At 72.0% G+C, this 24,222-nt stretch carries 20 protein-coding genes, 1 tRNA gene and 1 other RNA gene; 18 read left to right on the top strand and 4 right to left on the bottom strand.

Annotation, left to right across the window (positions count from 1 at the left end):
- Positions 1 to 2: 2 nt before the first annotated feature.
- Positions 3 to 506, bottom strand: a complete 504-nt coding sequence (locus EUA93_RS05515) for a LytR C-terminal domain-containing protein (protein ID WP_165355068.1) — start codon at positions 504 to 506, stop codon at positions 3 to 5.
- A complete protein-coding gene (locus tag EUA93_RS21485) occupies positions 503 to 802 on the bottom strand; it encodes a type II toxin-antitoxin system VapB family antitoxin (protein ID WP_165355067.1) in 300 nt (99 codons plus the stop codon). The genes EUA93_RS05515 and EUA93_RS21485 overlap by 4 nt, the downstream gene beginning before the upstream one ends.
- 57 nt (positions 803 to 859) lie before the next feature.
- Between EUA93_RS21485 and EUA93_RS05510 the strand changes: the two genes are divergently transcribed.
- Positions 860 to 2,470 (top strand): helicase HerA-like domain-containing protein, encoded by a 1,611-nt coding sequence (locus EUA93_RS05510; protein ID WP_129399218.1) that lies wholly within the window; start codon positions 860 to 862, stop codon positions 2,468 to 2,470.
- Between the two features lie 156 nt (positions 2,471 to 2,626).
- Here EUA93_RS05510 and eccCa read toward each other — a convergent pair whose 3' ends face one another.
- Positions 2,627 to 6,628: a type VII secretion protein EccCa gene (gene eccCa / locus EUA93_RS05505; protein WP_242497249.1), complete on the bottom strand. Its 4,002-nt coding sequence runs from the start codon at positions 6,626 to 6,628 to the stop codon at positions 2,627 to 2,629.
- A 121-nt stretch (positions 6,629 to 6,749) separates the two neighbouring features.
- Here eccCa and EUA93_RS05500 point away from each other — a divergent pair, with 121 nt between their 5' ends.
- The 10 genes from EUA93_RS05500 to EUA93_RS05455 all read left to right on the top strand — a co-directional run bounded on the left by EUA93_RS05500 (position 6,750) and on the right by EUA93_RS05455 (position 17,499).
- Positions 6,750 to 8,117: a hypothetical protein gene (locus EUA93_RS05500; RefSeq protein ID WP_129399217.1), complete on the top strand. Its 1,368-nt coding sequence runs from the start codon at positions 6,750 to 6,752 to the stop codon at positions 8,115 to 8,117.
- Between the two features lie 169 nt (positions 8,118 to 8,286).
- A complete protein-coding gene (locus EUA93_RS05495) occupies positions 8,287 to 8,598 on the top strand; it encodes a WXG100 family type VII secretion target (RefSeq protein ID WP_090968767.1) in 312 nt (103 codons plus the stop codon).
- A 36-nt stretch (positions 8,599 to 8,634) separates the two neighbouring features.
- Entirely contained in the window at positions 8,635 to 8,925 is a 291-nt protein-coding gene (locus EUA93_RS05490; protein ID WP_129399216.1) for a WXG100 family type VII secretion target, read from the top strand.
- A 130-nt stretch (positions 8,926 to 9,055) separates the two neighbouring features.
- Entirely contained in the window at positions 9,056 to 10,438 is a 1,383-nt protein-coding gene (eccD, locus tag EUA93_RS05485) for a type VII secretion integral membrane protein EccD (protein WP_129399215.1), read from the top strand.
- A 10-nt stretch (positions 10,439 to 10,448) separates the two neighbouring features.
- Complete coding sequence (locus EUA93_RS05480; protein ID WP_129399214.1) at positions 10,449 to 11,867, top strand: type VII secretion protein EccB; 1,419 nt, start codon at positions 10,449 to 10,451, stop codon at positions 11,865 to 11,867.
- Positions 11,867 to 13,123, top strand: a complete 1,257-nt coding sequence (locus EUA93_RS05475) for a S8 family serine peptidase (protein WP_129399213.1) — start codon at positions 11,867 to 11,869, stop codon at positions 13,121 to 13,123. Before EUA93_RS05480 ends, EUA93_RS05475 begins: the two co-directional genes overlap by 1 nt.
- Positions 13,124 to 13,157: 34 nt before the next feature.
- Complete coding sequence (locus tag EUA93_RS05470; protein ID WP_129399212.1) at positions 13,158 to 14,225, top strand: sugar phosphate nucleotidyltransferase; 1,068 nt, start codon at positions 13,158 to 13,160, stop codon at positions 14,223 to 14,225.
- Between the two features lie 40 nt (positions 14,226 to 14,265).
- The gene (locus EUA93_RS05465) at positions 14,266 to 15,567 is read left to right on the top strand and encodes a UDP-N-acetyl glucosamine 2-epimerase (RefSeq protein ID WP_129399211.1); all 1,302 of its coding nucleotides are present in this window, start codon (positions 14,266 to 14,268) and stop codon (positions 15,565 to 15,567) included.
- Positions 15,568 to 15,579: 12 nt separating this feature from the next.
- Positions 15,580 to 16,074, top strand: a complete 495-nt coding sequence (locus tag EUA93_RS05460; RefSeq protein ID WP_129399210.1) for a hypothetical protein — start codon at positions 15,580 to 15,582, stop codon at positions 16,072 to 16,074.
- Positions 16,075 to 16,152: 78 nt separating this feature from the next.
- Positions 16,153 to 17,499 (top strand): FAD-dependent oxidoreductase, encoded by a 1,347-nt coding sequence (locus EUA93_RS05455; protein WP_129399209.1) that lies wholly within the window; start codon positions 16,153 to 16,155, stop codon positions 17,497 to 17,499.
- 74 nt (positions 17,500 to 17,573) lie between these two features.
- Here EUA93_RS05455 and EUA93_RS05450 read toward each other — a convergent pair.
- Positions 17,574 to 17,659: transfer RNA gene (locus EUA93_RS05450), tRNA-Ser, on the bottom strand.
- 95 nt (positions 17,660 to 17,754) lie between these two features.
- Between EUA93_RS05450 and ffs the strand changes: the two genes are divergently transcribed.
- The 7 genes from ffs to EUA93_RS05415 all read left to right on the top strand — a co-directional run bounded on the left by ffs (position 17,755) and on the right by EUA93_RS05415 (position 24,202).
- Positions 17,755 to 17,845, top strand: an RNA gene (gene ffs, locus EUA93_RS05445) — signal recognition particle sRNA small type.
- A 78-nt stretch (positions 17,846 to 17,923) separates the two neighbouring features.
- Positions 17,924 to 20,128 carry a DNA polymerase III subunit gamma and tau gene (locus EUA93_RS05440; RefSeq protein WP_129399208.1) on the top strand — a complete coding sequence of 735 codons (2,205 nt, stop codon included), beginning with the start codon at positions 17,924 to 17,926 and terminating at the stop codon, positions 20,126 to 20,128.
- A 17-nt stretch (positions 20,129 to 20,145) separates the two neighbouring features.
- Complete coding sequence (locus tag EUA93_RS05435; protein WP_129399207.1) at positions 20,146 to 20,535, top strand: YbaB/EbfC family nucleoid-associated protein; 390 nt, start codon at positions 20,146 to 20,148, stop codon at positions 20,533 to 20,535.
- Positions 20,536 to 20,545: 10 nt separating this feature from the next.
- The gene (gene recR, locus EUA93_RS05430; protein ID WP_129399206.1) at positions 20,546 to 21,142 is read left to right on the top strand and encodes a recombination mediator RecR; all 597 of its coding nucleotides are present in this window, start codon (positions 20,546 to 20,548) and stop codon (positions 21,140 to 21,142) included.
- Positions 21,139 to 21,726: a DUF5063 domain-containing protein gene (locus EUA93_RS05425; protein WP_129399205.1), complete on the top strand. Its 588-nt coding sequence runs from the start codon at positions 21,139 to 21,141 to the stop codon at positions 21,724 to 21,726. Before recR ends, EUA93_RS05425 begins: the two co-directional genes overlap by 4 nt.
- Positions 21,727 to 21,881: 155 nt before the next feature.
- Entirely contained in the window at positions 21,882 to 23,162 is a 1,281-nt protein-coding gene (locus EUA93_RS05420) for an aspartate kinase (RefSeq protein ID WP_129399204.1), read from the top strand.
- A complete protein-coding gene (locus EUA93_RS05415) occupies positions 23,159 to 24,202 on the top strand; it encodes an aspartate-semialdehyde dehydrogenase (protein ID WP_129399203.1) in 1,044 nt (347 codons plus the stop codon). The genes EUA93_RS05420 and EUA93_RS05415 overlap by 4 nt, the downstream gene beginning before the upstream one ends.
- The last annotated feature ends 20 nt before the right edge of the window (positions 24,203 to 24,222 follow it).

Here is a 24,222-nt window from a genome sequence, read left to right as displayed (position 1 = left end):
GACTACTCGGAGCCGGTGGCCCGGCAGTACGTCGCGTCGGCCTGGGCGACGACCGACTCGACCTGCTTCTTCTTCAGGGTCTCGAAGCCCTCGCCGAGGATCACCACGACGCCGGGGCCGAGCGCGGTGCCGGGGACGACCTTGGCGCCCTTGAACTGCTGGCGGACCAGGTCGACCGCGGGGTTGGTCGGGTCGTCGGCCCAGATCTGCGTGGCCGGCGAGGGCTCCGGCGCGTTGCCGATGTCACCGGGGACGAAGCCGCGCTCCTCGAGCTGCGCGCTCGCCGTGCCGGCCAGGCCGCTGCGGCCGCTGCCGTTGTAGACGCTGACCACGACCTGGTCGCGGCGCACCTCGTCGCCGGCGGCGACGCTCGCCTCCTCGCAGATCGCGACCGGCTCGTCCTTCGGGAACGGCTCGGTGAAGGCCGCCCATCCCCACAGCGTGGCGACGAGGAGGAGGCCCACGAGCACGCCGAGGGTGGCTGCGGACTTGAGGGCGCCGCTCACGTGTCCACCGACTGGTGGATGCGGGCGTGGAGCACGCTGCGCTGCTGGAGCGCGGCGCGGAGGGCGCGGTGCAGGCCGTCCTCGAGGTAGAGGTCGCCGCGCCAGTGGACGACGTGGGCGAACAGGTCGCCGTAGAAGGTCGAGTCCTCGTCGAGCAGGGTGTCGAGCTGGAGCGTGTCCTTGGTGGTCACCAGGTCGTCGAGGCGCACCTGCCGCGGAGGCAGGTCGGCCCACTCGCGGGACGTCAGCCCGTGCTCGGGGTAGGGCCGGCCGACGCCCACCCGCTTGAAGATCACGCCGGTGATCATAACGACGCCCTCGTCGTGGCCCTCGCGGCTGACTACTCTCGGCCTATGACCGAGACCCCTGGCGCGACGCCCGCAGACGACTCGACGCGGGCCGAGCCCGCGGTCCCGGACGACCCGATCTCCGCCGCGGTCGCGCCGGGCTACGCGTTCGAGGGGCCGGCCCTCGAGCTCGGCGGCCTGATGCTGAGCGCCGACGACCTCAGCGACGTCCGGATCAGGATCCCGCTCGCGATGGTCAACCGCCACGGCCTCGTCGCCGGGGCCACCGGGACGGGCAAGACCAAGACCCTGCAGCTGCTGGCCGAGCAGCTCAGCGCCAACGGCGTACCGGTGTTCGCGGCCGACATCAAGGGGGACCTGTCCGGGCTGAGCGTCCCGGGCGAGGCGAGCGACAAGCTCACCGCCCGCACCGCGAGCGTCGGCCAGGCGTGGACGGCGACCGGCTTCCCGACCGAGTTCTACGCGATCGGCGGGCAGGGCATCGGCGTACCGGTCCGCGTGACGATGACCGCGTTCGGCCCGACCCTGCTGGCCAAGGTGCTCGGCCTGAACGAGACCCAGGAGTCCTCGCTCGGCCTGGTCTTCTACTACTGCGACAAGAACGGGCTGCCGCTGCTCGACCTGTCCGACCTGCGCGCCGTGCTGCAGTACCTCACAGGCGACGAGGCCGGGAAGGCCGAGCTCAAGTCCATCGGCGGCCTGTCGCCGCAGACGGCCGGGGTGATCCTGCGCGAGCTCGTCTCGTTCGAGGCGCAGGGGGCCGACGTGTTCTTCGGCGAGCCGGAGTTCGAGACCAAGGACTTCCTCCGCACGACCGACGACGGCCGCGGCGTGATCAGCCTGCTCGAGCTGCCGAACCTCCAGGACCGGCCGGCGCTCTTCTCGACGTTCCTGATGTGGCTGCTCGCCGACCTCTTCCACGACCTGCCGGAGGAGGGCGACCTCGACAAGCCCAAGCTCGTCTTCTTCTTCGACGAGGCGCACCTGCTCTTCCACGACGCGTCGGATGCGTTCCTCGACCAGATCGCCCAGACCGTGCGCCTCATCCGGTCCAAGGGCGTCGGCGTCTTCTTCGTGACGCAGTCGCCGACCGACGTGCCCGACGACGTGCTCGCGCAGCTCGGCTCCCGCGTCCAGCACCAGCTCCGCGCCCACACGCCCAACGACGCCAAGGCCCTGAGGGCGACCGTCAACACCTACCCCAACAGCGCGTACGACGACCTCGGCGAGGTGATCACCTCGCTCGGGATCGGCGAGGCGATCGTGACCGTGATGAACGAGCGCGGTGCCCCGACCCCCGTGGCCTGGACCCGCCTCCGTGCGCCCGAGTCGCTGATGGACGCCGCGCCGTCCGACCAGATGGAGGCGGCGGTGAAGGCCTCGCCGCTGACCGCGAAGTACGCCGAGTCGATCGACCGCGAGTCCGCCCGCGAGCTGCTCGCGAAGAAGCTCGAGGAGGGCGCGCGCAAGGCCGCCGAGGACGCGCGGGTGAAGGAGATGGCCCGCGAGCAGAAGAACGAGCGGGTCACCAAGAAGGCCGAGAAGCCGAAGGACAGCATGATCGAGACGGTCGTGAAGTCGTCGGCGTTCAAGGACTTCATGCGCACCGCGAGCCGCGAGATCGCGCGGGGGATGTTCAAGAGCGGGCGCCGCTGAGTCCTGCCTGGGCGGTGCGTGACCCACATGCCGCCGCCTCGGAATGTGGCCTGCTCACCGCCCCGAGGCGAGTCGTCGTACGACACGCGCCCGAGCGGTGAGTGACCCACATTCGGCGTCAGGAGAACGTGGCTCACTCACCGCCCGGACGGCGACTCACATGCTCGCGTCGAGCCAGGCCAGCTGGGCGGTCTGGGTGCCGCCGTCGCGGGTGACGACGCGGGCCCGGCCCTCGGGCGCGGGCTGGGGACGCAGGTTGCCGATCAGCACGCCCTCGTCGCGGGGGCCCGACAGCATCACGCCGGGCATCGCGAGGTCGCGCAGCGACTGGATGACAGGCTCGTAGAGCGCGCGGGAGGCGCCACCGGTGCGGCGGGCGACGACGACGTGGAGGCCGACGTCGCGCGCCTGGGCCATCAGCGGCTGGAGCGACGAGACCGGCGAGGACTGGGCGGTCGCGACCAGGTCGTAGTCGTCGACGACCACGAACACCTCGGCGCCGGTCCACCACGACCGGTTGCGCAGCTGGTCGGGCGTCACGTCCTGGCCGGGGATGCGGCCCTCGAGGTAGGTCGCGATGTCCTTCAGCGTCGGCGTGGCCTGGGTGGCGGACGTGAGGTAGTTGAGGAGGTACTCGTCGGGCACCTCGCCGAGCATCGAGCGCCGGTAGTCGACGAGCACGATCTGGGCTTCCTTCGGCGTGCGCGTGCGCATGACCTCGTGGACGTAGGCCCGCAGCAGCGCGCTCTTGCCCGACTGGCCGTCGCCGAAGATCAGCATGTGCGGCTCGGCGTCGACGTCGAGGCCGATCGGGGCCAGCTCCTTCTCGTTGATGCCGAGCAGGATGTGCTTCTCGGGCATCTTGCGGCGCACGGCGTCCTCGCGGATCGCCTCCAGCGTGACCCGCTCGGGCAGCAGCCGGAGCTTCGGGCCCTGGGGGCCCTGCCAGGCGGCGGCCATCTTGTCGATGAGGTCGTCGACGCCGTCGCCGAGGGTGTCGGCGTTGCCGTCGCCGTCGATGCGCGGCAGCGCGCCGAGGAAGTGCAGCTTGGACGGCACCAGGCCGCGACCCGGACGCCCGACCGGCACGAGGGCGGCGACCTTGCGGTCGACCTCGGAGTCGAGCGGGTCACCGAGCCGGAGCTCGAGCTTGGAGCCGAAGACGTCGCGCATCGCGGCGCGGTAGTCGGCCCAGCGGGTCGAGGCGGTGACGATGTGGAGGCCGAACGTGAGGCCGCGCGCGGCGAGCTGCTGGATCTCCATCTCGAGGTCGTCGAACTCCGCGCGCAGCGTGCTCCAGCCGTCGATGACCAGGAACACGTCGCCCCAGCCGTCGTCGGCGCGGCCCTGGGCGCGGCGCGAGCGGTAGGTCTCGATCGAGTCGATGCCGTTCTCGCGGAAGTAGGCCTCGCGCCGGTCGACGATGCCCTCGACCTCGGCCATGACGCGGCGTACGACGTCGGGCTCGGAGCGGGTCGCGACGCCCGACACGTGGGGCAGCCGGGTCAGCGGGGCGAAGGTGCCGCCGCCGAAGTCGAGCACGAAGAACTGCGACTCCATCGGGGTCGTCACCAGCGCCATGCTCGTGACGATGCTGCGCAGCAGCGTGCTCTTGCCCGAGCGCGGGCCGCCGACGACGGCGACGTGGCCGGCGGCGCCGGTGAGGTTCAGCGTCATCGTGTCGCGTCGCTGCTCGCGCGGGCGGTCGACGGTGCCGAGCGGGATGACCAGCCCCGGCACGCTGCGCCACTGCTGGGAGACGAGGCCGAGGTCGGGGTGCTCGACCAGGTCGGGCATGAGGTCGTCGAGGGTGTCGGGGACGTCGAGCGGCGGCAGCCAGACCTGGTGCGCCTCGGGACCCTTGCCGATCATCCGGGTGACCGCGACGTCGAGCAGGGAGGGCTGCTCGCCCTGCTGCTGGGGCTGCGGCGCGGCGACCTCCTCGTCGGTGTCGTGCGTCGGCTCGAGCGCCTGCACCTCGGAGATCGTGAACGGCAGGATGCCGCGGATGCCACCGCCCTCGTCGCGGGTGACGCGGGTGCGGCTCGACGGCGGCCCCGAGACGTACGCCGCCTTGAACCGCAGCAGCGTGGACTGGTCGGGCTTGAGGTAGCCCAGGCCCGGGACGGCGGGGAGCTCGTAGGCGTCCGGGACGCCGAGGACCGCGCGGGACTCGCCGGCGGAGAAGGTGCGGAGGCCGACCCGGTAGGAGAGGTGGGACTCGAGACCGCGCAGGCGGCCCTCCTCGAGGCGTTGCGAGGCGAGCAGCAGGTGCAGGCCGAGCGAGCGGCCGAGGCGGCCGATGGCGACGAACAGGTCGATGAACTCCGGCTTGGCCGAGAGCATCTCGGAGAACTCGTCGACGACGATGAAGAGCGACGGCATCGGCTCGAGCGGCTCGCCGTTGGCGCGGGCCTTCTCGTAGTCGCGGACCGAGGCGTAGTTGCCGGCGTCGCGCAGCAGCTCCTGGCGACGCGTCATCTCGCCGGACAGGGCGTCCTGCATGCGGTCGACGAGGGTGAGCTCGTTGGCGAGGTTGGTGATGACGGCCGAGACGTGCGGCATGTCGGCCATGCCCGCGAAGGTCGCACCACCCTTGAAGTCGACGAGGACGAGGTTGAGCTGCTCGGAGGAGTGGGTCATCACGAGACCGAGGACGAGGGTGCGGAGGAACTCCGACTTCCCGGAGCCGGTCGCGCCGATCACCAGGCCGTGCGGGCCCATGCCCTGCTGGGCGGACTCCTTGATGTCGAGGTGGATCAGGCCGCCGGAGTCGCCGATGCCGATCGGCACCCGGAGCCGGTCGCGGGCCGGTCGCGGACGCCAGGCCGCGGCGGGGTCGAACTGGAAGATGTCGCCGAGGCCGAGCAGGTCCATGTGGTCGGGCGTGGTCGAGGTGATGTCGACGGCGCCCCCGGAGGAGGCCGACTCCGCGCTGGCGGTCTTGAGCGGCGCGATGCGGCGGGCGAACGCCTCCGCGGTCGGGAGGTCGCACTGGTCGGCGAGCGCCTTCACGGGCTCGTGGCGCAGGCGGAGCGCGAGCACGGGGCGCTTGCCGAGCTCGTCGGGGCCGTCGGCGAACTCGAGCCGGAGCCGGGTGGAGTCCTCGAGCTCGTCCCATCGGGTCGGCAGGTCGAGCAGCGTCACCCCGTGCAGGCCGTCGGGCGGCACGATGTGGTTGCCGGGCGGCAGGTGCCCGCCGTCGATGACGAGCAGGATGTGCGGGGTCGCGGCGCGCTCGTCGGCGCCGAAGCGGGGCCGCTCGGCGAGGTCGGGGGGGAGCAGGTTGCCGAGGTCGTCGAGCGACGTCGAGACGAGCCGCATCGGGCCGACCGCGTCGGACTCGCGCTGGCTCTGGGCGTGCGGCAGCCACTTCACCCAGTCCCAGTGGGTGAGGTTCTCCTCCGAGCTGAGCACCGCCACGATGAGCTGGTCGGGGTTCTGGAACGCCGTCGCCGAGCAGATCATCGCGCGGGCGGTCGAGCGGACCTCCTCGGCGTCGCCGCACAGCTCGAGGCGGTCGAAGGCGCGCAGGTCGATCGACGCCGGCAGGTTGGGCTGGATGCGGTGCACGACCAGGAGCCGGTGCAGCGCCGACGCGGCGGCCGGGTCGACCTGGTCGACCGGTGCGCTCTCCGGCGGCACCAGCTCGAGCGAGAGGGGCTGGGAGTTGAGGCCGTAGCGCACGTGGAGGAAGTGGTCGTCGGAGCCGGTGTGCTCCCACAGGCGCGTGCGGTCCTCGGCGAGCGAGGGGAGGGCGGCGGGCTCGGGGTGGTGCCAGTTGAGCGCGCGGCGCTGCTGGTCGGCGGCGTCGCGGGCGACCTTGCGAATGTTGCTGAGGTAGCGCAGGTACTCCGTGCGCGAGCCCGTGACCTGCTGGGCGCGCTGCTTACGCTGCCGGTCGATCTGCACGACGATGAAGCCGAGCGTGGCGAAGAGGAACATGCCGGCGGCGAGGAAGCTGCGGCTCCGGTTGGCGCCACCCATCGTCGCCACGAGCACGATCGAGCCGAGGCTGCCGAGCATCGGGATGGCGTTCATCAGGACGCCGCCGGCGCCCTCGCCCTCTTGGAGCTCCGGCGGCGGCTGGAGCACGATCTGTCCGCCCGGCATCTCCGGCTCGTCGAGCCGCTGGCCGCCCCGCAGTGTCGTGCTCACGCATCCCCCAGTGCCTCATCTGATGAAGTCGCGATGATGATAGGTGTGCTGCCACTGGCGCCGCACCAACGACTACCCTCCAGTCGAGAAGCGCCAGCCCGATGCACCGAAGGGGGAATCCGTGTCGGAGGTCGCGATGCCCGGCCCCACCGGGACCACCATCGCCGTGAGCGTGCACGGCGCGGCCGGTGTGCTCGACCTCGTGGTGCCCACGGGCGCGACGTCGGTCGACGTGGCCCGCGAGTACGCCAAACAGGCGCAGGTCCCCGGCATCCCGCTCCTGCAGACCGCGCTCGGCCAGCGGCTCAACGCCTCGGTCCCGCTGCACGAGGCCGGCATCCAGTCCGGCGACGTGCTGGTCGCGACCGCCGGGGTGCACCTCCCGCGCAAGCAGACGCTGCTCGACGCGGCGAAGAACGCGCCCGAGAGCCCCGCGCTCGCGTCGATGATCGCCACGATCGCGGCCGCCATCGCCGTCCTCGCCGCGTGGTACGCCGGACGCACGGGCGACGACACCGTCCGCACCGTGGCGACCGGGATCCTGCTCGCGTGCGGCCTCGTCGGCGCACTCCCGGTCGGACGGCACACCCGCCAGCGCGCTGCCGCTGCCCCTGCGTTCGCGGCTGCCGCGGCGTTCGCGGCGCTCTACGAGCCGGGGGTGCACCTCCTGCCCGCGATCCTCGGCGCCTGCGGGATCTCCGCGGCCGTCGTGGCCGGCATCGGGCGCGCACTGTCCGAGCACGGCGACGAGGTCGGCGCCGTCTGGATCGCGAGCGGCCTCACCGTCTTCGCCTGCTGCGCGCTGCCCGCCCTGCTCGGCTGGGACGACCGCGTCGCGTGGACCCTGCTGGTCTTCTTGTCGATGATGGCCGCGCGGTTCGCGCCCTCGCTCGCCATCGACGTGCCCGACGAGGCGCTGCTGGACCTCGACCGGCTCGCGGTGACGGCGTGGTCGGCCCGCGACAGCCAGCGCTCCGGCAGGCGCGGGCGCATCGTGGTGGCCGGTGACGCGATGGAGCGGCTCGTGCGCCGGGCCTCGCGGATCGTCACCGGTGCGTCCGTCGCGGTCCTGGTGACGATGGCGGTGTCGAGCCCGCTGCTGCTGCGCACCGCGACGATCGACCTCGACGTGATCGGCGCGCGCTGCCTGGTGTTCTTCGCCGGCTGCTCCCTGCTGCTCGCGGCGCGCTCCTACCGGCACGCGGCCGCGCGCGTCCTGCTGCGCCTCGCCGGGCTCAGCGGTCTCGCGGCGCTCGCCGCCCACCTCGTCGTGGGTCCGGGTGCCCCGCACCTCGGCTCCTTCTTCTACGCGGTCGTCGCCCTCGGCGCGATCGCGCTGGCCGCCGCGGTCGCCACCGGTCGCGGCTGGCGGTCGGTGTGGTGGTCGCGCCGCGCGGAGGTCGCCGAGTCGTTCTGCGGCAGCTTCGCCTTCGCCTCGGCCGTGGTCGCGGCGGGCGTCTTCCGCCGCCTCTGGGAGATGACCTCCTGAATCGGGAGGTCGATCGGTGGATTGATGTTTAGCCCCGATTTCGCCGGGTAGAGACACGTCAGCGCGGGGGGTCGGGACGTCTCCCCGAGCAACAGATCACCGACATCGGCGATCACCAACCCACAGAGAATCTCGGTCCGGTTCGACCGCCGAGGGAGAAGGATCTTTCATGAGCGAGATGTACGGCCAGACAGAGAAGGCTCTCTCCAAGGGCGCCGACTACGTGGACCAGGCCCGCGGTGACGTCAAGAACAAGTGCGGCGTCCTCTCCGGCAACATCCAGACGATGATGGGTGGATGGGGCGGCCAGGGTGCCACCGCGTTCAACAACCTCATGATCGCCTGGGACCAGAAGCAGGAGACCATCCTGAAGGCCCTCGACCAGCTCTCGGCCTCGATGAAGGAGACGGAGCGCGACAACGTCTCGACCGACGAGAACCAGTCCGCCACCCACACCAACCTCCAGGGCCGTCTCGGCTGACGCCGACACCTGACTTCTCAGATCTAGGAGATCGACATGACTTTTGACGGAATCAAGGTTCAGCACGGTTCGCTCGACGCCGGTGCGGCCGACGTGATGAAGGCGGCCAAGGACATCGAGTCCCGCCTCGACCAGCTCGAGAGCGAGCTCAACCCCCTGAAGTCGGACTGGAACGGTAACGCCAAGATGGCCTACGACCAGGCCAAGGCCAAGTGGGACCAGGCCATGCAGGAGATGACCCTCCTGCTGCAGCAGGCCAGCCAGGGCGTGGACTCGTCCAACGCCGAGTACAAGGCGGCCGACGCCCGCGGTGCCAACCGCTTCTGAGCACGGACCACCTTCCGAGGCCGGTCGTCCCTCCGGGGATGACCGGCCTCGGGCCATTTCCGGGTGTGCACTGATCTAGGCTGCTGCCCGTCCACGCACGTCCAGGACTTTTTCCAGGGGGAAGACACCAATGAGTCAGGGGTCCTCGGTCGCGTCCGGGCTGGTCCGGGTGACCATCGCCTCGGGGTCGCGGCGGGTCGATCTGGTGCTGCCGGGCTCGATCCCGGTGGCCGAGCTCGTCCCCGAGCTCGCCCGCTCGGTGGGCCTGCTCGACGCCTCCACGGTCTACGGCGGCTACAAGCTGGTGACCCAGGAGGGACGGATCCTGGCCAACGACGCCGGCCTGACCATCCAGGGCATCGAGGACGGCGGCCTGCTCACCGTCACCGCCGGCGTCGACGACAAGGCGCCCCGCGTCTACGACGACGTGGTCGAGGCCATGGCGGACGTCGTGGAGAACGAGCTCAAGCCGTGGGAGCCGGCCGCCGGTCGTCGTACGGCACTCGGCGCGGGCAGCATCCTGCTCGGCCTCGGCGCCCTGGCCCTGCTGCTCCAGGGCGAGAGCCTGCTCGGCGGGGTCGCCGCCGGTGTCATCGCCGGGCTCCTCGTCGTCGGCGGCGTGGTGCTGGCCCGGTCCCAGGAGGAGCCCGAGGCCGGCGTCGCGGTGTCGCTGCTCGCGGCGGCCTACGCCGGTGTGGCCGGCCTGCTGCTCGCCCCCGGTGACCTGCCCGACTGGAGCTGGCCGCTCGACGACTCCTTCTTCACCGACCCGCTGCTCTTCGCCGGCCTCGGCGTCCTCGCCGTCGGCCTCGTCGCGGTGGTCGGCCTGCAGGACGGTCGCCCGCTGGTGATCCCGGCCATCGTCGTCGGGGCCGTCGTGGTGGCCAGCTCGGTCGTGATCCAGGTCTTCGACCTCGAGCCCGGCCCGGTCTTCACCGTGCTGATGACCCTGGTCGTGCTGGCCGGCAGCATCTTCCCGTGGCTCGCCCTCGGCGTGACCGGCACCAACGTCGACCAGCTCTACTCGCTCCACGACATCACCGCCGACCCCGAGGAGATCGACCCCCACGAGGTCGCCGACGACGCACGCGTCGGCCACGAGATCCTGCTCGCCGTCTCGGCCACCGTCGGCACGCTGCTGGTCCTCTTCGCGCCCTTCGCGGTCGCTCGTGGGGTCTACGGCACGGTGCTCGCCGCGGTGTGCTGCCTCGCCGTCATGTTCCGCACCCGCCAGTACCGCACCGGCGCCGAGGTGCTGGCCGGCCTCGCCTCGGGCATCCTCGGCCTCGTCTCCGTCGCCGTCTCGATGCTGCTGATCCACGACGGGTGGCGCGCCGGTGCCGCGATCGGCCTCGCCTCGGTCGGCGCGCTGCTCCTCGCCCTCACCCTCGTGCCCGCCTCCGCGTCGGTGCGCCGCGGCCGGATGGGCGACGTCGTCGAGACGATGACGCTGCTCGCGCTGCTGCCGCTGATGGTGCTCGCCGCCGGGTTCGTCTCCGCCGTGGCGGGCTGAGGCGGCAGGGATGGCGACCAAGAAGGACCTCGTCGAGGCGCACGCGTTCAGCCGGCGACGGCTGGTGACGGCGTTCGTCTCCGGCGCTCCCGGCGGCCGCGAGGTCGAGCCGGTCCGTCCGGGCCGGGTGCTCATCGGCGGCGTGGCGCTGTCGGTGCTGCTGCTGGCCGGAGCGGCGATCGCCGGCTTCCTGCTCGGCCGCCCGCCGGCCCAGTGGCTCGACGAGGGCAGCTTCATCATCTCCAAGGACACCGGGGAGCAGTACGTCGTGCTGCGCGGCGGCGACGACCCGCTGCTCCAGCGGGTGCCCAACTACGTCTCGGCCCAGCTCCTGCTCGGGGAGCCGTCCCTGACGCCGTTCACCGTGCGCGACAAGTACATCCGCACCGTCCAGCTCGGCGAGGACCTCGGCATCGACAGTGCCCCCTCCGGCCTGCCGACCGCCGACGAGCTCGTGGACGACGGCTGGACCGCGTGCACCGGGAGCGACGTCGGCATCCGGATCGCCATCCAGCGCACCCCGACCGTGGACGACCTCGTCGGTGCCGGCTTCCTTGTCGCGAGCGGGGGCAAGGAGTGGCTGATCGCGACCGCGCCGCCGGTGGGCAGCACCCAGGGCCGGGCCTACCGCTTCCCGATGCCCACCAACGCGACCGCGGCCTCCACCGTCGGCAACCGCATCGGCTTCGCCGCGACCCCGGTCGAGGTCGACCAGGAGTGGCTCAACCTCTTCCCGCTCGGTGACGCCCTCGACGAGGCGGCGTTCGGCGTGACCGCCAAGGGCCAGCCCGTGCCGTACGCCGACACCGGGACCGACCTGTCGCAGTTCAAGGTCGGCGACCTGCTGCGCTCCGGCACCGGCCGCTACTACCTGCTCGGCGACGAGCGGCCCGAGGAGCTCTCGCCCTTCGCCGGCATGGTCTACGACGTCGTCGGCAAGACCGCGACGGAGCTGCCCGAGGAGCTCGTGGCCTCCTTCGGCGACGAGAAGTACCCGGCGGAGTGGCCGTCGGCGGTCCCGCAGGCCGTCACCAGCGGCGCGCTCTGCGCGGAGCTCCACCCTTCGCCCGACGCGGCCCCCGTGGTCAGCCTGGCCACGAACCCGACCGGCGCCGCCGACCCGGAGGACGTGAGCCCGGGCCGCCACGACGTCGACGTGCAGCCGAGTGCCGGCTCCTACGTGCTCGCCGGTTCCGACGAGGCCGCCCTGGACGGGACGCCCTACGTCATCGACACGAAGGGGGAGAAGTACGAGCTGGTCGGCCCGTCCGTCTCCGACTACATCGGCTACGGCGAGGTCGTCCCGCCGCTGGTCCCGAGCGCCTGGCTGGAGTTCTTCGAACCGGGCGTCGACCTCTCGACCGCGGCCGCCCGCCGCGTGCCGGTCGACGCACCGGCCCCGGACGACGCCGAGGCGGACGCCGGCTGATGTCCGCGCCGCGCCAGACCCGTGCCCGCCTGCGTACGACGCTCGCGGCCGGCTTCCTCGCGGCCTCGGTCGTCCCGGCCTGGGCCAGCGCCCCGGCGGCGTACGCCGACCACGACGCGCCGTGCAACCCCGGCGAGGTCCCGGGCAACGAACGGCTCGCCGACACGCACGAGAAGGACAACCTCGCCTTCGACCGGATGCACGTGAAGCAGGCCCAGGAGCTCGCCTCCGGCGCCGGGGTGAGGGTCGCGGTCATCGACAGCGGCATCGTCCCGGTCGACGGGCTGTCCCTCGCCCGCCCGCCGGTCGTCAACGGCACCGGCTACCTGTCCGGCCACGGCACGATCGTCGCCAACCTGATCGCCGGACCGCACGGCGTGGCACCGGATGCCACGGTCTACGACTACCAGGTCTACGACTCGGAGGCGGCCGACACCACGCAGGGCCAGCGCCGGCTCACCTCCGCCGGGATCGTGGCCGGCATCGACGCGGTGATCGCGGCCTACCCGCGGGAGAGGTTCGACATCGTCAACATCTCCCTCGCGGTGCCGTCGGACGACCCGGCGCTCGAGGCGGCCGTCGCACGGCTCGTGGCGCTGCCGCTCGTCGTGGTGGCGTCGTCGGGCAACCGGGTCGAGGGCGGCGCGTCGAGCGACCCCGGGTTCAAGGGCACGCCCGACAGCGACGAGGACGTCTTCCCGGCCGACTACCCGGGCGTGCTCGCCGTCAGCGCGACCCCGCCCAACGGCGACGACCCGAGCTCCTACGTCGTGCCCAACAAGGACACCGACGTCGCCGCCCCCACCGTGGGCGCGATCTCGGTCAACGCGACGGGCCAGGTCTGCGTGGTCGGCGACGTCGCGACGTCGTGGTCGGCCGCCGAGGTCAGCGGGGTGCTCGCCCTGCTGCGCCAGCGGTTCCCGCGCGAGACGCCGAAGCAGCTCGTCGCGCGGCTCGAGGCCACCACCGAGGGCTCCGGCCCGCCGGTCGATCCCGACGACCGGGAGAACGTGAACCCGTGGAGCGGCGCCGGTGTCGTGCAGGCGCACGACGCGATGACCCGCCAGATCAAGCCGGGGCGCGAGGGCAGGCTCGAGACGACGGTGGCCGAGACCCGCGCCGACGCACAGGCGCCGCCGGCACCCCAGCGGCTCGACCTCTTCAGCACCCCGCGCGCCATCCTGCTCTGGTCGGGGCTGGTGGCGGGCTCGCTCCTGGCGCTCGCCTTCATGCTCCGCCCATTGGTGCGACGTTGACCCACGCGGCACCGCGACGTGGTGGAATCTGGACATGACCGACACCACCGACGAGCCGGTTGCCGTCATCCTCGCGGGTGGTCAGGGCTCACGCCTGTGGCCGATCAGCCGCGACCGCCGGCCCAAGCAGTTCCAGCCGGTCGTGGGCGATCGGCCCCTGCTGACCAGCACCATCGAACGGCTCAGCGAGATCGTCGACCCGTCGCGGATCCACGTCTCGACCCGTGCGCGCTTCGCCGACGCCGCGCGCGCGACGCTCGGTCCGGTGCCGCCGGAGAACCTGATCCTCGAGGAGGACCCGGCCGGGCCGGCGACCGCCTTCGCGCTCAGCATCGCCACCCTGGCGCACCGCTACGGCAACGCCCCCGCGCTGATCGCGCCGTCCGACCACCTGATCACCGAGGACGACGCCTTCAACCAGGCCTCGCGCGACATGCTCACCCAGCTCGGCACCAGCCCGGAGTCGATGCTGGTGCTCGGTGCGGAGCCCGGCGGGTTCGACGGCAGCCTCGGCTACATCCACACCCAGGGCGAGGGCGGGCCCGTCGAGGTGATCACCAGCTTCTACGAGAAGCCCGACCCGGCGACGATCGACGAGCTCGGCGACGCGGGCTCGCTCTACTGGAACACCGCCTGCTACGGCGTACGCGTCCAGCAGGCGTGCGACGCCTACCGGGCAGCGATGCCGCTGATCTTCGACGGCATCGAGCGCTTCGCCGCTGACCGGCCCGACGTCAACGGGTACCGCGGTGCGGCCATCGGCGGCCACGAGCTCTACCCGCTGATCGCCGCCGGGATGGAGTGCCTGGTCGTCCCGCGCCAGCTCGGCTGGAGCGACATCGGCACCTGGCGGCGCCTCGAGCGCGTCCTGTCCGACGAGGTCGTGCAGTCCACCGTCCTCGCGCTCCAGCTCGAGAGCGACGACGTGCTGGTCGCCAGCATGGACGGCCGGCCCGTGGTCACCCTGGGCGCGAGCAACCTCATCGTGGTCACCCACGAGGACGCGGTCTACGTCCTCGACAAGAACCGGGCGATGAACGCCGGTTCGCTCGAGCAGCTGCGCGCCCTCCTCGCGGCCACCACCCGCGAAGACCTCCTCTGACGCCCTGACTCTTCCTGCCCCTGCACCTGCGAAGGAACCCATGTCCCACGAGAACGCCCAGCACATCGTCGTCGTCGGCACCAAGCCCGACATCATCAAGCAGGCGCCGATCTACCACGAGCTGCGCAACCGCGGGCACGACGTGGTGCTGTGCCACACCGGCCAGCACTACGACCACAACCTCTCCCAGTCGATGCTCGACGAGTTCGGCGTCCGCGAGGACGTGAACCTCGAGGTCCGCGGCGGGGTCAACGACCTCGTCTCCGGGATCACCGCCAAGCTCGCGCTCTACCTCCGCGGCTTCGCCGAGCGGGGCGGCTTCCCGATCACCTACGTCCACGGCGACACCACCACCGCGATGGCCGGCGCGCTCGCGACCTTCGGCGAGCGCCAGGCGCTGGTCCACGTCGAGGCGGGCCTGCGCACCCTGTCGCCGAAGCCCGAGGTCCTCCAGAGCTGGCTCGACCAGGGCGCCGACCTCGACTGGGCGTCGTTCCGGGCCCAGTCGATCGACCGCAGCAGCTGGTCCAAGGGAAGCCGCGAGCCCTCGCCCGAGCAGTTCAACACGCGCGTCGCGGACGCCGGCACCGACCTGCACGCGGCTCCCGTCGAGCTCAACCGCGAGTTCCTCGTCGACGAGGGCTTCGCGCCGGCCGCGATCGACGTCGTCGGCAACTCCGTCGTCGACGCCCTCGCCCAGGCCGTTGAGGGCAGCGACAAGAACCAGGTCCTGCAGAAGTTCCCGCAGATGGGCGACGGCTCCTTCCTCCGCTTCTGCGTGCACCGCCGCGAGAACACCACCAACCGCGACCGCTTCAACCTCCTCATGGACGCGATGGAGGCGCTGCTCGAGCAGGGCCACCACGTCCTGTTCATCCGGCTCCTCGGCACCGAGGCCGCCATCGACAACTTCGGTCGACGCCAGTGGCTCGAGGACCTCGAGGCGAGGTACGGCGACGCGCTGATCTCCACGCCCGTGTGGGACAGCTACCTCGACGTCGTCGCCGCGATGTCGATGTGCGCGGTGATCGTCACCGACTCCGGCTCGATCGTGGAGGAGGCCAACGTGCTGCAGGTGCCGTGCGTGACGCTGCGCTTCGGCTCCGACCGCTCGGAGACCTTCCTGGCCGGCAGCAACTTCCTCGCCCCGCCCATCGACCGGGCGCTCCTGGTCAGCGTCGTGCACAACGTCTTCGAGCACCGCGCCGAGCTGTCCTGGGACCGGGTCTACCCCGAGGGCGCCAGCACGATGCTCGTCGACGCCGTCGAGCGACGCCTCGACGAGGGCAGCCTGCTGATCTCCGAGGAGTGGCGCTACGGGCTCAAGAACCAGCTCCGCTGAGCGGCGGTCCCCGTGCTCGTCACCAACCACGTCCTGACCGGCGCGCTCGTCGGCCTCGCCTCACCGGGGCCCGTCACCGCGTTCGTCGGCGGCGTGGCCTCCCACTTCGCGCTCGACGCGGTGCCCCACTGGGGCGATCGTCCGATGGAGGAGGTGATGCCGATCGCGGTCGCCGACGGCCTCACCGGGCTGGCCGCGATCGCGGTCGTGTGGCGTCGTACGCCGCCGGGGTGGCGGTTGCGGGTGCTCGCCGGGATGGCCGGGGCGTCCGTCCCCGACCTCGACAAGCCGGGCAGGGTGTTCCTGGGCGCCTCGCCGTTCCCGCGCGTCGTCGACGACTTCCACGCCCGCATCCAGACCCGCGAGTCGTCGGCGCGGATGCCGCAGGAGGTCCTCGTCGGGATCGGTACGGCGACGGTGCTGGGGCTGGTGCTGGGGCGGATGCGCCGGAGCGCGGGCCGCTCCCGGAGCACATCGACGACGCCGACCCCGACCACGTCCGCGTGATGGATCTCTCACGAAAGTAAGGCCACCCTAAGTTTAGGCTGGGAGGAGTTCGCCCGTCCCCAGCTCCAGGAGCCCCTCGTGTCCCGCCCCCTCCGCGTCGCCGTCGTCGGCGCCGGCCCCGCAGGCATCTACGCCGCCGACATCCTGACCAACCAGCACCCCGAGGCCAGTGTCGACGTGATCGAACGGCTGCCCGCGCCCTACGGCCTGGTTCGCTACGGCGTCGCGCCGGACCACCCGCGGATCAAGGAGATCATCAAGGCGCTGCGACGCGCGCTCGGCAAGCCGGGCGTGCGCCTCATCGGCAACGTCGCCTACGGCCGCGACCTCAAGCTCGACGAGCTGCGCCAGTTCTACGACGCGGTCATCTTCGCGACCGGCGCGACCGAGGACCGCGACCTCGACGTCCCCGGCGTCGACCTGCCCGGCAGCCACGGCGCCGCGGACTTCGTCTCCTGGTACACCGGACACCCCGACCACCCCCGCGACTGGCCGCTCGACGCCAGGCACGTCGCGGTCATCGGAGCCGGCAACGTCGCGCTCGACGTCGCGCGGATGCTGGCCAAGCCGGTCGCCGAGCAGATGACGACCGAGGTCCCCGACAACGTCGTACGAGGTCTCGCGGCCAACCAGGCCACGGACATCCACGTCTTCGCGCGGCGCGGCCCGGCGTCGATCAAGTTCAGCCCGATGGAGCTGCGCGAGCTCTCGCACTCGCCGAGCGTCGACGTGCACGTGACCGAGGAGGGCTTCCAGGTCGACGACGCCGGCCAGGCCGCCATCGCGGCGTCCAAGGGCACCCGGCTGGTCGTCGACACGCTCCTGAAGTACCTCGAGGCCGAGCCCACCGGCGCCCCCCACCGCATCCACATCCACATGTGCCAGGCCCCCGTCGAGATCCTCGGCGACGGACGGGTCGAGGGCCTGCGCACCGAGCGCACCGAGCTGCAGGGCGACGGCACCGCCCGCGGCACCGGAGAGTTCATCGACTGGCCCGTCCAGGCCGTCTACCGCGCGGTCGGCTACCGCTCGACCAACCTCGCCGACGTGCCCTTCGACGACGCCAACGGCGTCGTGCCGAACGCGGGCGGCCGCGTGCTCGACCTCGACGGGGCCCAGGTGCCCGGGGTCTACGTCACCGGGTGGGTCAAGCGTGGACCGGTCGGCCTCATCGGCCACACCAAGTCCGACGCCTCGGAGACCATCGCGAACCTCCTCGAGGACCTCGACGCCCTGCCGGCCCCCGAGCGCCCGGAGCCGTCCGCGATCCTCGAGCACCTCGCCGCGGGCGGCACGAAGCCGTTCCTGTGGGAGGACTGGGAGCGCCTCGACGCCCACGAGATCGCCCTCGGCGAGGCCGACGGCCGCGAGCGGATCAAGGTCGTCGATCGCGACGAGATGCTCGAGGTCTCGCGCCGCGCCTGAGCGACGACGCCCGGACGAGGACCGCCCTGCACGACGAAGGCCCCGCACCGATCGGTGCGGGGCCGACGTGTCGGCGGAGGTAGGGGGATTCGAACCCCCGAGGGCTATTAACCCAACCCGCTTTCCAAGCGAGCGCCATAGGCCACTAGGCGATACCTCCGCGGAGGAGAGTACCGGTCGGCTCACGGGCCGGTGAAATCGCCTGCGCCCCACCGGGTTTGGGCAGCGGACATCCGCCCGCCTAGACTCCCTCGCAACCCCCCACGCGGCGACATCTCGCCCAATTCCCCCAGGGCCGGAAGGCAGCAAGGGTAAGTGAGCTCTGACGGGTGCGTGGGGGGCCTCTCCATGTCCGGGTCCGGGCGGATCCACCGGGGCGCACGCCCGGTGGTCGCTGTGGGTGGGCCCGGTTAGGGTTCACGACGTGGAGTCACCGCTCGCGCTCTATCGCCGCTACCGGCCCGAGACCTTCCAGGAGGTCATCGGGCAGGACCACGTGACCGAGCCCCTGCGCGCCGCCCTGGCGGCCAACCGGGTCAACCACGCCTACCTCTTCTCCGGTCCGCGCGGCTGCGGCAAGACGACGTCGGCCCGCATCCTGGCCCGCGCGCTCAACTGCGCGCAGGCACCGATCTCCGACCCGTGCGGCGAGTGCGACAGCTGCCGCGACCTCGCTCGCGGCGGCCCCGGGTCGATCGACGTCATCGAGATCGACGCGGCGTCCCACGGTGGTGTCGACGACGCCCGCGACCTGCGCGAGAAGGCGTTCTTCGCACCCGTGCGCGACCGCTACAAGGTCTACATCATCGACGAGGCCCACATGGTGACGACGCAGGGCTTCAACGCCCTGCTCAAGCTCGTCGAGGAGCCGCCGCCGCACCTGCGGTTCATCTTCGCCACGACCGAGCCCGACAAGGTGCTCCCGACCATCCGCTCGCGCACCCACCACTACCCGTTCCGGCTGATCCCGCCGCGGCTGCTGAGCGACTACCTCTCCCAGCTCGCGGGCGAGGAGGGCGTCGACATCGAGCCGGCCGCCCTCCCCCTCGTCGTCCGGGCGGGGGCGGGGTCGGCGCGTGACACGCTGTCCGTCCTCGACCAGCTCCTCGGCGGCGCCGGACCGGCCGGCGTGACGCACAAGCTGGCCTCCGACCTGCTCGGCTTCACCCCCGACTCGCTCCTCGACGAGGTGGTCGAGGCGTTCGCCACCCGCGACGGCGCGACGGTCTTCTCGGTCGTCGACAAGGTCGTCGAGACCGGCCAGGACCCGCGCCGGTTCACCGAGGACCTGCTCCGTCGCCTGCGCGACCTGGTGATCGTCACCGCCGTCCCCGACGCCCCTGCCACCGGCCTCATCGACGTCCCCGAGGACGCCGGCGAGCGGCTCGTCGCCCAGGCCGCCCGGTTCGGCGCGATCGAGCTCAGCCGGGCGGCCGACATCGTGGCCGCCGGACTCACCGAGATGCGCGGTGCCACCGCGCCGCGCCTGCTCCTCGAGCTGCTCTGCGCCCGGGTGCTGCTGCCGGGTGCCGACCACACCTCCGACGGTGTGATGGCCCGCCTCGAGCGGCTCGAGCGCCGGATGGACGTGAGCGGTGCGCCGAGCGGTCCGGCCCAGGCCCGCGCCGCCGCGGCGCCGGCCGCCCCGCCGGCCGACGTGCCCGCGGCCCAGGCTCCACCGGCCGCTGCCCCCGTCGTGACGCCTGCTCCCGAGCCCGCGTCCGACCGGTCCGAGGAGCCCGCGCCGCCGCCCCCGGTCCCGACCGCTGCGCCGACACCTGGCCCGACGCCGACCCCTGCGACCACTCCGGCGACCACTGCTGAGCCGACGCGCGACGACGGCCCCCCGCCCCCGCCGCCGATGCCCACGAGCGCGCCGCCCGAGGCGCCCCCGGTGGTGGCCGAGCCCGCACCCGTGCCGGCGGCCTCCGCGGCGCCCCAGGAGCCGGTCGCGGCACAGCCCGCGGGACCGCGCGGCGGCCTCAGCCTCGTCGACGTACGACGCCTGTGGCCCGACATCCTCGAGCAGACGAAGAACCGTCGCCGCCTCGCGTGGATGGTGCTCTCCCAGCACGCCCACGTGGTCGACGTCGACGGCACCCGCCTGACGGTCGGATTCGCCAACGCGGGCGCGCGTGACTCCTTCGTCAACGGCGGCTGCGACGAGATCCTGCGCCAGGCCGCGATCGACATCGTCGGCATGGACTGGCGCGTGGAGTCCATCGTCGACCCCAGCGGCGCCGCCGCCGAGCAGCCCGTCGTGAAGCAGGCCGCCACCGACTCCTACGCGCCGCCCGCGGCACCGCGGGCCGACCCGGCCCCGCCGGGAGGCGCGGCGCAGGCGACGCCCGACGCGCCACCTGCCTGGGTCGTCGGCGACACGGCCGTGCCGACCCAGCAGCCCGCACCGCCCGCCGAGCCCGCGGTCTCCGCGGCGCCGGCACGGGAGGCGCTCGAGGCGGCGCGGTCCGGGGTGCTGGCCCGCGAGCAGGTCGGGCCGGTGCGCAACGCCGACGACGACGTGGACGCCGACGACGACCCCGATGCCGACTCCGGCGCGATCGACACCGAGGCCCTGCTGAGCCAGACCCTCGGTGCCAAGCTCATCGACGAGATCAAGAACGACTGACGACCAAGGACGATGCGATGACCCAGAACCCCTTCGACGCCCTCGGTGGCGGCGGCTTCGACATGAACGCGCTGCTTCAGCAGGCGCAGCAGATGCAGCAGCAGCTCGAGGAGGCGCAGGCCAACCTCGCGCGGCAGACCGTCGACGGCACCGTGGCGGGCGGTGCCGTCACCGTCACCGCCAACGGCGTGGGAGAGCTGGTCGGCGTCACGATCCGCGCGGGCGAGTTCGACGGCAGCGACCCCGACGACCTGTCCGACCTCTCCGACCTGATCGTCGCCGCCTACCGCGACGCCCGCGCCAGGTCCGAGGCGCTGGCCGGCGAGTCGCTCGGCCCGCTCACCGAGGGCCTCGGCGGCGGCGACGCGGGCGGCGGCTTCGGCTTCACGCCCCCCAGCCTGGGTTGAGGGGCACTCGTTGTACGAAGGTGTGGTCCAGGACCTGATCGACGAGCTGGGCCGGCTGCCCGGCGTCGGTCCGAAGAGCGCCCAACGCATCGCCTTCCACCTGCTGCAGGCCGAGCCGGTCGACGTACGCCGTCTCGCCGACGTCCTGATCGAGGTCAAGGCCAGGGTGAAGTTCTGCTCGATCTGCTTCAACGTCAGCGAGGACGAGCAGTGCCGGATCTGCCGCGACGAGCGGCGTGACCCGAGCGTGCTGTGCGTCGTCGAGGAGTACAAGGACGTCGTCGCGATCGAGCGCACGCGCGAGTTCCGCGGGCGCTACCACGTGCTCGGCGGTGCGATCTCGCCGATCGACGGCATCGGTCCCGACCAGCTCCACGTCAAGGAGCTGCTGCCGCGCCTGGCCGACGGCACGGTCACCGAGGTCATCCTCGCCACCGACCCCAACCTCGAGGGCGAGGCGACCGCGACGTATCTCACGCGCCTGTTGTCGCCCATGGGGTTGCGTGTGACGCGTCTGGCGAGTGGACTGCCTGTGGGTGGCGACCTCGAGTACGCCGACGAGGTGACGCTCGGACGAGCGTTCGCCGGAAGGAGATCAGCGCAATGACCGGGACGGACGAGAAGGTGTTCGGCGAGCAGATCGCCGACTCCGTGGAGAGCTTCCTGCTCGCCCTGCGGGCCATCGCGCGTGAGGGCAACGGTGCCCAGGCGGTCTCCCTGCTGCTGCTGGAGATCAGCCAGGTGCTGCTCGCCGGCGCGCGCCTGGGCGCGCAGAACGACTTCACCCCGCGTGAGGAGTTCCAGCCCGACGTCGGGCCCGAGGCCGACATCGACGAGCTGCGGCTGCGGCTCGCCGACATGCTCGGCGGCGTCGACGCGTACACCTTCGTCTTCGACCCCTACGTCCCCGAGGTCGTCGAGAGCCGGCTGTCCGACGACATGGCCTCGATCGCGATCGACCTCGAGAACGGGCTGCGCCACTTCCGCGCCGGCAACGTCGACGAGGCCCTGTGGTGGTGGCAGTTCTCCTACGTCAACAGCTGGGGCAACCTCGCCGGAGCCGCGCTCAACGCGCTGCTGACCGTCGTCGCCCACGACCGCTTCGACACCGACTTCGACGCCGACGCCGAGGCCCTGGCCGTCGCCGACGAGATCCTCGGGAGCGCGCCCGCCGAGGTCACCGCCCCCTAGCCGCGAGCCGGTCGCCGGGCGGGGATGAGATGGACCCCGACCCGCTGGCTCGCGCGCCGTAGAATCTCCGGTGGTCCGCCGGCAAGGGCGCCGGAGGGCACGTCAGACGCACGCGGCCGCTGACGGCCGCACCCCGATCCGCAGAGGTTCACACCGTGGGCATTGTCGTGCAGAAGTACGGCGGCTCCTCGCTCGCCGACGCCGACGCGATCAAGCGCGTCGCCCGCCGCATCGTGGAGGTCAAGAAGTCCGGTCACGACGTGGTCGTCGCCGTGTCCGCCATGGGCGACACGACAGACGACCTGCTCGACCTGGCCAACGGCGTCTCGCCGCTCCCGCCGGCGCGCGAGATGGACATGCTGCTGACCGCGGGCGAGCGCATCTCGATGGCGCTCGTCGCGATGGCCATCAGCGACCTCGGCTTCACGGCCCGTTCCTTCACCGGTTCCCAGGCCGGCGTGATCACCGACTCGGTGCACGGCAAGGCCAAGATCATCGACGTCACGCCGGGCCGCATCACGCAGGCCATCGGCGAGGGCCACATCGTCATCGTGGCCGGCTTCCAGGGCGTCTCCGCGGACACCAAGGAGATCACCACGCTCGGGCGCGGTGGCACCGACACGACCGCGGTGGCGCTCGCCGCCGCGCTGGACGCCGACGTCTGCGAGATCTACACCGACGTCGACGGCGTCTTCACCGCCGATCCGCGCATCGTGCCGAGTGCCCGCAAGCTCGACAAGGTCTCCTACGAGGAGATGCTCGAGCTCGCCGCGTGCGGCGCCAAGATCCTGCACCTGCGGTGCGTGGAGTACGGCCGCCGCTACGACATCCCGATCCACGTCCGTTCGTCGTTCAGCCAGCTCGAGGGCACCTGGGTCAGCAACGACCCGAAGCCCGGTCAGGAAGAGACCAGCATGGAACAGCCCATCATCGCCGGCGTGGCCCACGACCGCAGCGAGGCCAAGATCACCGTGGTCGGCGTGCCCGACAAGGTGGGCGAGGCGGCCCGCATCTTCGAGGCGCTGGCCGACGCCCAGATCAACCTCGACATGATCGTGCAGAACATCTCCGCCGCGGCCACGAGCCTGACCGACATCTCGTTCACCCTGCCGCGCACGGACGGCCAGACGGCGATGACCGCGCTGGCGCGCATCCAGCCCGAGGTCGGCTACGACAAGCTGCTCTACGACGACAAGATCGGCAAGGTCTCGCTGATCGGTGCGGGCATGCGCTCGCACCCCGGCATCACCTCGAAGTTCTTCGGCGCGCTCGCCTCGGCGGGCGTCAACATCGGCATGATCTCCACGTCCGAGATCCGCATCTCCGTCGTGGTCGACGAGAGCTCGGTCGACGACGCGGTCCGCGCCACCCACACGGCGTTCGACCTGGACGCCGACGAGGTCGAGGCCGTGGTCTACGGAGGAACCGGACGATGAGCGTCAACATCGGCATCGTCGGCGCGACCGGCCAGGTCGGTGTCGCCATGCGCCAGATCCTGCTCGAGCGGGAGTTCCCGGCCGACCAGGTCCGCTTCTTCGCCTCGTCGCGCTCCGCCGGCACCGTCCTGCCGTTCGGCGACCGCGAGATCACCGTCGAGGACGCCGAGACCGCCGACCCGACCGGGCTCGACATCGCGCTCTTCTCGGCGGGCGCCACCACCTCGCGTGCACTGGTGCCGAAGTTCGTCGACGCGGGCGTGATCGTCGTCGACAACTCCTCGGCCTTCCGCAAGGACGACTCCATCCCGCTCGTCGTCTCCGAGGTCAACCCCGACGCGATGGCCTCGGTCATCGAGGCCGGGCGCGGCATCATCGCCAACCCCAACTGCACGACCATGGCTGCGATGCCGGTGCTCAAGCCGCTGCACGAGGAGGCCGGCCTGACCCGGCTCGTCGTGTCGACCTACCAGGCCGTCTCCGGCTCCGGTGTGGCCGGCGTCGACGAGCTAGCCAACGGCGTGGCCGAGGCGGGCGACAAGGCGCGCGAGCTGGCCTACGACGGCGCGGCGATCGCCTTCCCGGAGCCGGTGAAGTACGTCGAGCCGATCGCCTACAACGTCCTGCCGATGGCCGGCTCGGTCGTCGACGACGGGCTCAACGAGACCGACGAGGAGCAGAAGCTCCGCAACGAGTCCCGCAAGATCCTCGGCATCCCCGACCTCCTCGTCTCGGGCATCTGCGTGCGGGTGCCGGTCTTCACCGGGCACTCGCTGGCGATCAACGCCGAGTTCGAGAGGTCGATGACCCCCGAGCGCGCCCGCGAGATCCTCGCGACCGCGGCGGGCGTCGAGATCGACGAGGTGCCGACCCCGCTGAAGGCGGCCGGCAAGGACCCGTCCTACGTCGGCCGGCTCCGCAAGGACGAGGGCGTCCCCGACGACCGTGGCCTCGCGCTGTTCGTCAGCAACGACAACCTCCGCAAGGGCGCCGCGCTCAACACGGTGCAGATCGCCGAGCTGATCGCCGCCGCTCGCTGACAGCGGTCCCCGACTCTCGT

The organism is Nocardioides oleivorans (genome assembly GCF_004137255.1).
Lineage (GTDB): Bacteria > Actinomycetota > Actinomycetes > Propionibacteriales > Nocardioidaceae > Nocardioides > Nocardioides oleivorans.
The sequence above is the reverse complement of the archived record's forward strand: the minus strand, read 5'-3'. Positions and strand labels throughout refer to the sequence as shown.

Bases quoted from the DNA above. Each gene is read 5' to 3' on its own strand.
- EUA93_RS05510 (WP_129399218.1), top strand. From the start codon at position 860: ATGACCGAGACCCCTGGCGCGACGCCCGCAGACGACTCGACGCGGGCC.
- EUA93_RS05495 (WP_090968767.1), top strand. From the start codon at position 8,287: ATGAGCGAGATGTACGGCCAGACAGAGAAGGCTCTCTCCAAGGGCGCC.
- EUA93_RS05490 (WP_129399216.1), top strand. From the start codon at position 8,635: ATGACTTTTGACGGAATCAAGGTTCAGCACGGTTCGCTCGACGCCGGT.
- eccD (WP_129399215.1), top strand. From the start codon at position 9,056: ATGAGTCAGGGGTCCTCGGTCGCGTCCGGGCTGGTCCGGGTGACCATC.
- EUA93_RS05480 (WP_129399214.1), top strand. From the start codon at position 10,449: ATGGCGACCAAGAAGGACCTCGTCGAGGCGCACGCGTTCAGCCGGCGA.
- EUA93_RS05475 (WP_129399213.1), top strand. From the start codon at position 11,867: ATGTCCGCGCCGCGCCAGACCCGTGCCCGCCTGCGTACGACGCTCGCG.
- EUA93_RS05470 (WP_129399212.1), top strand. From the start codon at position 13,158: ATGACCGACACCACCGACGAGCCGGTTGCCGTCATCCTCGCGGGTGGT.
- EUA93_RS05465 (WP_129399211.1), top strand. From the start codon at position 14,266: ATGTCCCACGAGAACGCCCAGCACATCGTCGTCGTCGGCACCAAGCCC.
- EUA93_RS05435 (WP_129399207.1), top strand. From the start codon at position 20,146: ATGACCCAGAACCCCTTCGACGCCCTCGGTGGCGGCGGCTTCGACATG.
- EUA93_RS05425 (WP_129399205.1), top strand. From the start codon at position 21,139: ATGACCGGGACGGACGAGAAGGTGTTCGGCGAGCAGATCGCCGACTCC.
- EUA93_RS05415 (WP_129399203.1), top strand. From the start codon at position 23,159: ATGAGCGTCAACATCGGCATCGTCGGCGCGACCGGCCAGGTCGGTGTC.